Annotated in this window: 7 protein-coding genes and 1 pseudogene; 1 reads left to right on the forward strand and 7 read right to left on the reverse strand. The window is 67.2% G+C overall.

Features of this window, described 5'->3' with window-relative positions; all coding sequences use genetic code 11:
- The 4 genes and pseudogenes from KIT86_RS23745 to fliF form a co-directional block, all read right to left on the reverse strand.
- Positions 1–828, reverse strand: a pseudogene (locus KIT86_RS23745) (flagellum-specific ATP synthase FliI); the annotation flags it as partial.
- Positions 821–1,528, reverse strand: coding sequence for a flagellar assembly protein FliH (locus KIT86_RS23750; protein WP_297403000.1), 708 nt, complete (start codon positions 1,526–1,528; stop codon positions 821–823). The gene KIT86_RS23750 and the pseudogene KIT86_RS23745, both read right to left, overlap by 8 nt.
- The gene (gene fliG / locus KIT86_RS23755; RefSeq protein ID WP_297403002.1) at positions 1,512–2,510 is read right to left on the reverse strand and encodes a flagellar motor switch protein FliG; all 999 of its coding nucleotides are present in this window, start codon (positions 2,508–2,510) and stop codon (positions 1,512–1,514) included. Before fliG ends, KIT86_RS23750 begins: the two co-directional genes overlap by 17 nt.
- A gap of 84 nt (positions 2,511–2,594) precedes the next feature.
- A complete protein-coding gene (gene fliF / locus KIT86_RS23760) occupies positions 2,595–4,295 on the reverse strand; it encodes a flagellar basal-body MS-ring/collar protein FliF (protein WP_297403004.1) in 1,701 nt (566 codons plus the stop codon).
- Positions 4,296–4,478: 183 nt separating this feature from the next.
- On the opposite strand from fliF, the gene fliE reads away from it, so the two are divergent.
- Positions 4,479–4,793 carry a flagellar hook-basal body complex protein FliE gene (fliE, locus tag KIT86_RS23765; protein WP_297403005.1) on the forward strand — a complete coding sequence of 105 codons (315 nt, stop codon included), beginning with the start codon at positions 4,479–4,481 and terminating at the stop codon, positions 4,791–4,793.
- A 106-nt stretch (positions 4,794–4,899) separates the two neighbouring features.
- Here fliE and KIT86_RS23770 read toward each other — a convergent pair whose 3' ends face one another.
- The 3 genes from KIT86_RS23770 to KIT86_RS23780 form a co-directional block, all read right to left on the reverse strand.
- Entirely contained in the window at positions 4,900–5,202 is a 303-nt protein-coding gene (locus KIT86_RS23770) for a flagellar protein FliT (RefSeq protein WP_297403008.1), read from the reverse strand.
- 1 nt (position 5,203) lies between these two features.
- Entirely contained in the window at positions 5,204–5,614 is a 411-nt protein-coding gene (fliS, locus tag KIT86_RS23775) for a flagellar export chaperone FliS (protein WP_297403009.1), read from the reverse strand.
- 282 nt (positions 5,615–5,896) lie between these two features.
- Positions 5,897–6,017 (reverse strand): flagellin (locus KIT86_RS23780; protein ID WP_297403011.1); only part of this gene is annotated, 121 nt, incomplete at its 5' end.

The raw sequence follows: 6,017 nt of genomic DNA on the forward strand, positions 1-6,017 counted from the left end.
GTCGCGGAAGCGTTCGGCGATCGCGGTGGCGTAGGCGGCGCCCTGCATGCGCACCAGCGGCGGCGCATCGGCCGGGGCGGCCACCACCACCGAGCGCTTGCGGCCCTCGGCGCCGAGGATGTCCTCGATGAATTCCTTCACCTCGCGGCCGCGCTCGCCGATTAGGCCGACCACGATCACATCGGCCTTGGTGTAGCGCGCCATCATGCCCAGCAGCACGCTCTTGCCCACGCCGGAGCCGGCGAAGAGGCCGATGCGCTGGCCTCGGCCGACCGTGAGCAGGGCGTTGATCGCGCGCACGCCGGTGTCCAGCGGCTGGCGCACCGGGTCGCGGTCCATGGCGTTGAGCGGGGCGCGGTCCATCGGCTCGATGTCCACGTTGAGGATGGGGCCCTGGTGGTCCAGCGGGTTGCCGTGCGAATCGACCACGCGGCCGAGCAGGCCGGCGCCCAGCGGCAGGCGCAGCGTGCCGCGGTCATCGGGCGAAGGCGGCTTGTTGGCGCGGCCCACGCGCGGTGCGGTGCGGTACGGTGCGAGCGGTGTCACGCTCGCACCGCTGGACAGGCCGTGCGTGTCGCCGGCGGGCATCAGGTAGGCCTTGTCGTTGGCAAAGCCCACCACCTCGGCGAGCACCGGTTCCTTGTGGCCGTTGTCGATCAGGCACTGCGAGCCCACCGGCACTTTCAGGCCAACGGCTTCGAGCACCAGGCCGGCCAGGCGGGTGAGGGTGCCGCGCACTTCCAGCGGCGTCTTGACGGCGGCGCTCGCGCGCACGTCCTCCATGAAATTGTCCCAGCGGCTCTCGGTGCCAAACGTGCTTTCAGACATCCATGTTTCCCGGGTTCCAGGCCACTTCCATGCCGAGGTTGCCCACGGCGCGCGACCAGCGCTTCTCGATGGTGGCGTCCACTGTCATGGTGGCCGATTCGATGAGGCAACCGCCCGGGCTGATGGCCGCATCGGCCACGAACTCGGCGGGGTGGTTGCCCATGTTTTCCTGCAGCACGCCCTTCATCATGGCCAGGTCGCCCGGGTTCATGCGCACGGTGGCGGGCTGGCCGTCGTCCACCAGCTGGCCCAGGGCCTCGGCGATCACCGGCTGCAGGTGGCTCAGGTCGCTCTTGAGTTCCTGGCGCACCACCTGGCGGGCCAGGTCGCAGGCCAGTTCGATGATGTGGCGCGAGATCTGGTCTTCGCTCTTCTTGAGGTGATCGCGCGTGTTGTGCAGCAGCTGGGCCATGCGCACCGCGGTTTCTTCGGCGGTCTTGCGCACCGTGGCCTCGAGCGCGTCGCGCACTTCCTGGCCGCCGGCGTCGTGGCCGCGCGAAAAGCCTTCGGCGTAGGCCTGCTGGCGCGCTTCCTGCAGCACCTCGGAGGTCACGCCTTCGCTGGCGCTGCCATCCGCCGGTCCGGCCTTGGGCAGGTCGTCGCTGCCGTCCACGGCGGCGAAGTGCCAGGCGGCGACGCCGGCGATCTCCTCGCGCGGGATGAAGCGCGAGTGGGGATTGGGCTTAGACGAAGGCTTCATCTTCGCCTCCACCCATGATCACGATCTGGCCTTCGTCGGAGAGGCGGCGCACGATCTTGAGGATTTCCTTCTGCTGCGCCTCCACCTCCGACAGCCGCACCGGGCCGCGCGACTCCAGGTCTTCGCGCAGCGCCTCGGCCGCGCGGCTGGACATGTTGCCCAGCACCAGGTCGCGCAGCTCGTTGGTGGCGCCCTTGAGCGCGATCACCAGCGAATCCGTCGCCACTTCCTTGAGCACCATCTGGATCGACTTGCCGTCGAGCTTGAGCAAGTCCTCGAAGGTGAACATCTTGTCCATGATCTTCTGCGCCAGGTCGGCGTCGAACTCGCGGATCGACTCGATCACCGAGGTCTCGATCTGGGTGCCCATCATGTTGATGATTTCGGCGGCGGTCTTGACCCCGCCCATGGAGGTCTTGCGGATCTTGTCGCCGCCGGCCAGCACCTTGTAGAGCACCTCGTTGAGGTCCTTGAGCGCGGTCGGCTGGATGCCTTCGAGCGTGGCGATGCGCAGCATCACCTCGTTGCGGGTGCGCTCGGTGAAATTCTTGAGCACGCCGGCGGTCTGGTCCGATTCCAGGTGCACCAGGATGGCCGCCACGATCTGGGGGTGCTCGTTGCGCAGCAGCTCGGCAATGGACAGCGGGTCCATCCACTTCAGGCTTTCAATGCCCGAGACATCGCCGCCCTGCAGGATGCGGTCGATCAGCAGCGAGGCCTTGTCGTCGCCCAGCGCGCGCTTGAGCACGGCGCGCACGTAGTTGTCGGTGTCGGACACCAGCAGGCTCTGCGAAGAAGCCGCGCTGGTGAACTTCAGCATCACCTGGTCCACCCGCTCGTGCGAGACGGCGCGCGTCTTGGCGATGGTCTCGCCCAGCTTCTGCACCTCCTTGGGCGAGAGGTGCTTGAACACCTCGGCCGCTTCCTCTTCGCCCAGCGACATGAGAAAGATGGCGGCGTCCTGGATTCCCTGGTCTTCCATGATTCAGATTCCTTCAGCCCAATTCGCACAAAACGTCCGAGGGCCCATGCCTCCGACAAGAGGCAGCGAGGGTCCGGCTGCGCCTCATGCCGGCGCCTCCCCGTTGACCCAGCCCTTGACAATGTTGGCCACGGCGGCCGGGTTCTCCAGTGCCAGGCGCTTGGCATCGGCCAGGCGCTGCGCCTCGGCGGTGACTTCGTTGCTGGGCATGGGCAGGCCGGGGCGCTCGGGCGATTCGTTGAGCACCGCGTTGAGCGGCTGCACCGGGGTGGTGTCCAGGCGGCGCGAGGCCGGCGTCTTCATCAGTTTCAGGCCCGGGCGGACCATGCCCATGAGCACCAGCAGGCCCAGGCCCACCATGCCCAGCGGCCAGGCCAGGCTGCGCATCAGTTCCTGGTTGTCCGCCTGCTGCCACCAGGCGCCGGCGTCCACTTCGCTGGTCTTCTCGACGTTGAAGGCGGCATTGACCACGTTGACCGAGTCGCCGCGGTCCTTGTTGAAGCCGATGGTTTCGCGCACCAGGGCGGTCATCTGTTCAAGCTGCTGCGGCGGGATGGGCGCGCTGGTTTCCTTGCCCGCCTTGTCCACCGTGGTGCGGTGGTTGATGACCACCGCCGCGCTGAGGCGGCGCACCTGGCCGCTGGACTCGCGCACCACCTTGACCGTCTTGTCCACTTCGTAGTTCACCACCGACTCGCGGCGCGAACTGCCGCCCTGGCCGCCGGCCTGCTGGCCGCTGGCCACGCCCACGGGGGCGGCGGCGCCGTTGATGGGGGCCGTGCCGGTGGCCGGGGGCTGGTTGCTCACCGCGCCGGGCACGCCCGAGGGCTGGGCGCGCGGGCCGCTGCCGTCTTCCACGGTCTGCTGGCTGCGCACCGTGGCGGCGGTGTCCGGGCCCTGGTTGGGGCGGTGTTGTTCGCTGGTGGATTCGACCTGCGAGAAATCGACTTCGGCGCTGACCTGGGCCTTGACGTTGTTGCGGCCCACCAGCGGCTCGAGCATCTCCATGATGCGGCGGGTGTAGAGCTGTTCGAGCTGCTGCACGTACTGCAGCTTCTGGGTGTCGGCGCCCTGGGCCTGGCCATCGGGCGGGCTGGAGAGCAGGTTGCCGGCGTCGTCCACGATGCTGACCGCCTTGGGGTTCATCTCGGGCACGCTGGAGGCCACCAGGTGCACGATGCCGGCGACCTGCGCGCGGTCCAGCGTGCGGCCCGGGTGCAGCGTGAGCAGCACCGAGGCGCTGGGCTTTTGCTGCTCGCGAAAGAAACCGTTCTGGTTCGGCAGGGCCAGGTGGATGCGCGCGCTCTGCACCGAGGAGAGCGACTGGATGGAGCGGGTCAGCTCGCCTTCGAGGCCGCGCTGGAAGGTCAGGCGCTCCTGAAACTGGGTCATGCCAAAGCGGTTGGCTTCCATCAGCTCGAAGCCGGTGACCGAGCCTTTGGGCAGGCCTTGCGAGGCCAGGCGCAGGCGGGTGTCGTGCACCTTGTCGGCCGGCACCATGATGGCCTGGCCGCCTTCGGCGTGTTTGTAGGGCACGTTCATCTGGGACAGCTGGGCGACGATGGCGCCGCCGTCCTTGTCGCCCAGGTTGGCATAGAGCACGCGCCATTCCGGCTGGCGGCCCATGAAGAAGAAGGCCAGGGCGATGGCCAGCAGGGCCAGGGCGCCCAGGCCGAGCTTGATCTTCTGGGCCTGGTCCATGCGCGCGAAGCCGTCACCGAATGCGCTGCGTTCCTTCGCGGCGGTCGGCGTGACATCCAGTTCGGCAACGGCGGTGGTGCTCATGGCGTTCGGGGCTCGGGTAGATGGTCGATGCAGAGGGAGATACACCCTGTTGCAGTCGATTATTCGGTCCCGGTGCCCCCGCCATAGCCATGAAAAGGCGGGGGTTTGTGCCCTTATTCCCGTCCCTTGCGCACGGGGTGCCCTCTAGCATCAGGGCGTCATATCACGTCGAAGGAGTCCGCCATGGACATGCGCATCGCCCCCCTGAGCAGCCAGGCCTTGAACGGCATCGGCCAGTCCGCCCTGAAACGCCCCGGTGCCACGGCAGGGGTGGAGTCCGGCTTTGCCGCCAACTTCAAGTCGGCGCTCAAGGAAGTCAGCGCGTCGCAGGAGGCCGCTTCCAACCTGCAGACCCAGGTGCAGCTGGGCAACCCCAAGGTGAGCCTGGAAGAAACCATGCTCGCGATGCAGAAGGCCCAGGTCGGGTTCCAGGCCACGCTGCACGTGCGCAACCGCATGGTTCAGGCCTATTCCGACATCATGAACATGAGTGTCTGATTGCTCTCCGGAGCGCGTGCCTTTTCCAGGATGTCGCGGGACTGGCTTTGCCAGACCGCAGACATCGCCCCCTGGGGGGTGACGGCCGCAGGCCGGCGCGGGGGGGTCAATGCATCGGGGCCGGGCTGCTGCGGTCGATCATCTGCGCCAAGTCATTGAGCCAGGGCTCTGCCAGGCAGCGGATCTCGGCGTCGATGCGCAGGATGCGCTGCATGATCTTCGTCTTTTCCTTGCGCTCTTCCGGGCCGAGCTGGTCGGTCGCGGACTTGTGGCGCAGCTGGGCGATCAGCACGGCGCAGGCGCCTTCGAGGCGAACCACCTGGTCCCAGTTTTCCGTCTGCGCGGCCTCCAGCATCTGGCGGCTGGTGTTCTCGATGGCTTTGTAGTAGTCCAAAAGATGGTGCTCCATGTCAGGCTCCCTGCAGGGCGCCAGCGCGAATCTGTTTCCAGGAGTCGGCCAGGGGTTCGATCAGGTTGAGCACCTCGTGGATCGGCGCCGCGTCGTTGCGCAGGTTCGCCAGCGTCAGGCGCTGCACGCTGTACTCGTAGATGCCCTTGAGGTTGGCGGCCAGTTCGCCGCCTTCCTGCAGGTTCAGGCCGGCCTTGAGGCCTTCTTCCACGATCCGGATCGCCTTGCCGATGGCCGCCCCCTTGCTGGCCACGTCCTGGCGTTCCATCGCGCCGCGAGCCAGGTTCAGGCTCTGGATCAGGGCGTCGAACAGCAGGCTGACCAGCTGGTGCGGGTCGGCCGTCTGCACGCCGGTATCGACGGCGACGCGTTTGTAGGTGGAGGCTGCGCGGGTGTTGACAGAGGTGAACATGGCTTGGGTTCCTGATGTCTGATACCTCTCTGTATCGGCACCCGGCGGGCTGACTGTAGGCATGAACGGCGCCATTTGAGGGGTCAAGTTCATGCTTTACATCCTTTAGTGAACAGTTTCCCGCGCAGGGCCCCCGGCGCAGTTCCTGGTGACTTTTTTCGGTCGGCTGCCCGGTATCTTGAGCGTGTGCGCACGGTTTGATCCACCGATAAGCGGGGCAAAAACGACGAAGGGCGGTGGCGCAAGTCACCGCGCCAGCGCCCCGTCGATGTGTCGGCGCGATCAGCGCAGCAGCGACAGCACGCCCTGTTGCGCCTGGTTGGCCTGGGCGACCATCGCGGTGCCGGCCTGCTGCAGGATCTGGGCGCGCGAGAGGCTGGAGGTTTCCTTGGCGAAATCGGCA

This window comes from Hydrogenophaga sp. (assembly GCF_026125825.1).
Classification (GTDB): Bacteria; Pseudomonadota; Gammaproteobacteria; order Burkholderiales; family Burkholderiaceae_C; genus Hydrogenophaga.

Excerpts from the sequence above, each read along its gene's own strand:
- KIT86_RS23750 (WP_297403000.1), bottom strand. The coding sequence starts at position 1,528 with ATGAAGCCTTCGTCTAAGCCCAATCCCCACTCGCGCTTCATCCCGCGC.
- fliS (WP_297403009.1), bottom strand. The coding sequence starts at position 5,614 with ATGTTCACCTCTGTCAACACCCGCGCAGCCTCCACCTACAAACGCGTC.
- fliF (WP_297403004.1), bottom strand. The coding sequence starts at position 4,295 with ATGAGCACCACCGCCGTTGCCGAACTGGATGTCACGCCGACCGCCGCG.
- fliG (WP_297403002.1), bottom strand. The coding sequence starts at position 2,510 with ATGGAAGACCAGGGAATCCAGGACGCCGCCATCTTTCTCATGTCGCTG.
- KIT86_RS23770 (WP_297403008.1), bottom strand. The coding sequence starts at position 5,202 with ATGGAGCACCATCTTTTGGACTACTACAAAGCCATCGAGAACACCAGC.
- fliE (WP_297403005.1), top strand. The coding sequence starts at position 4,479 with ATGGACATGCGCATCGCCCCCCTGAGCAGCCAGGCCTTGAACGGCATC.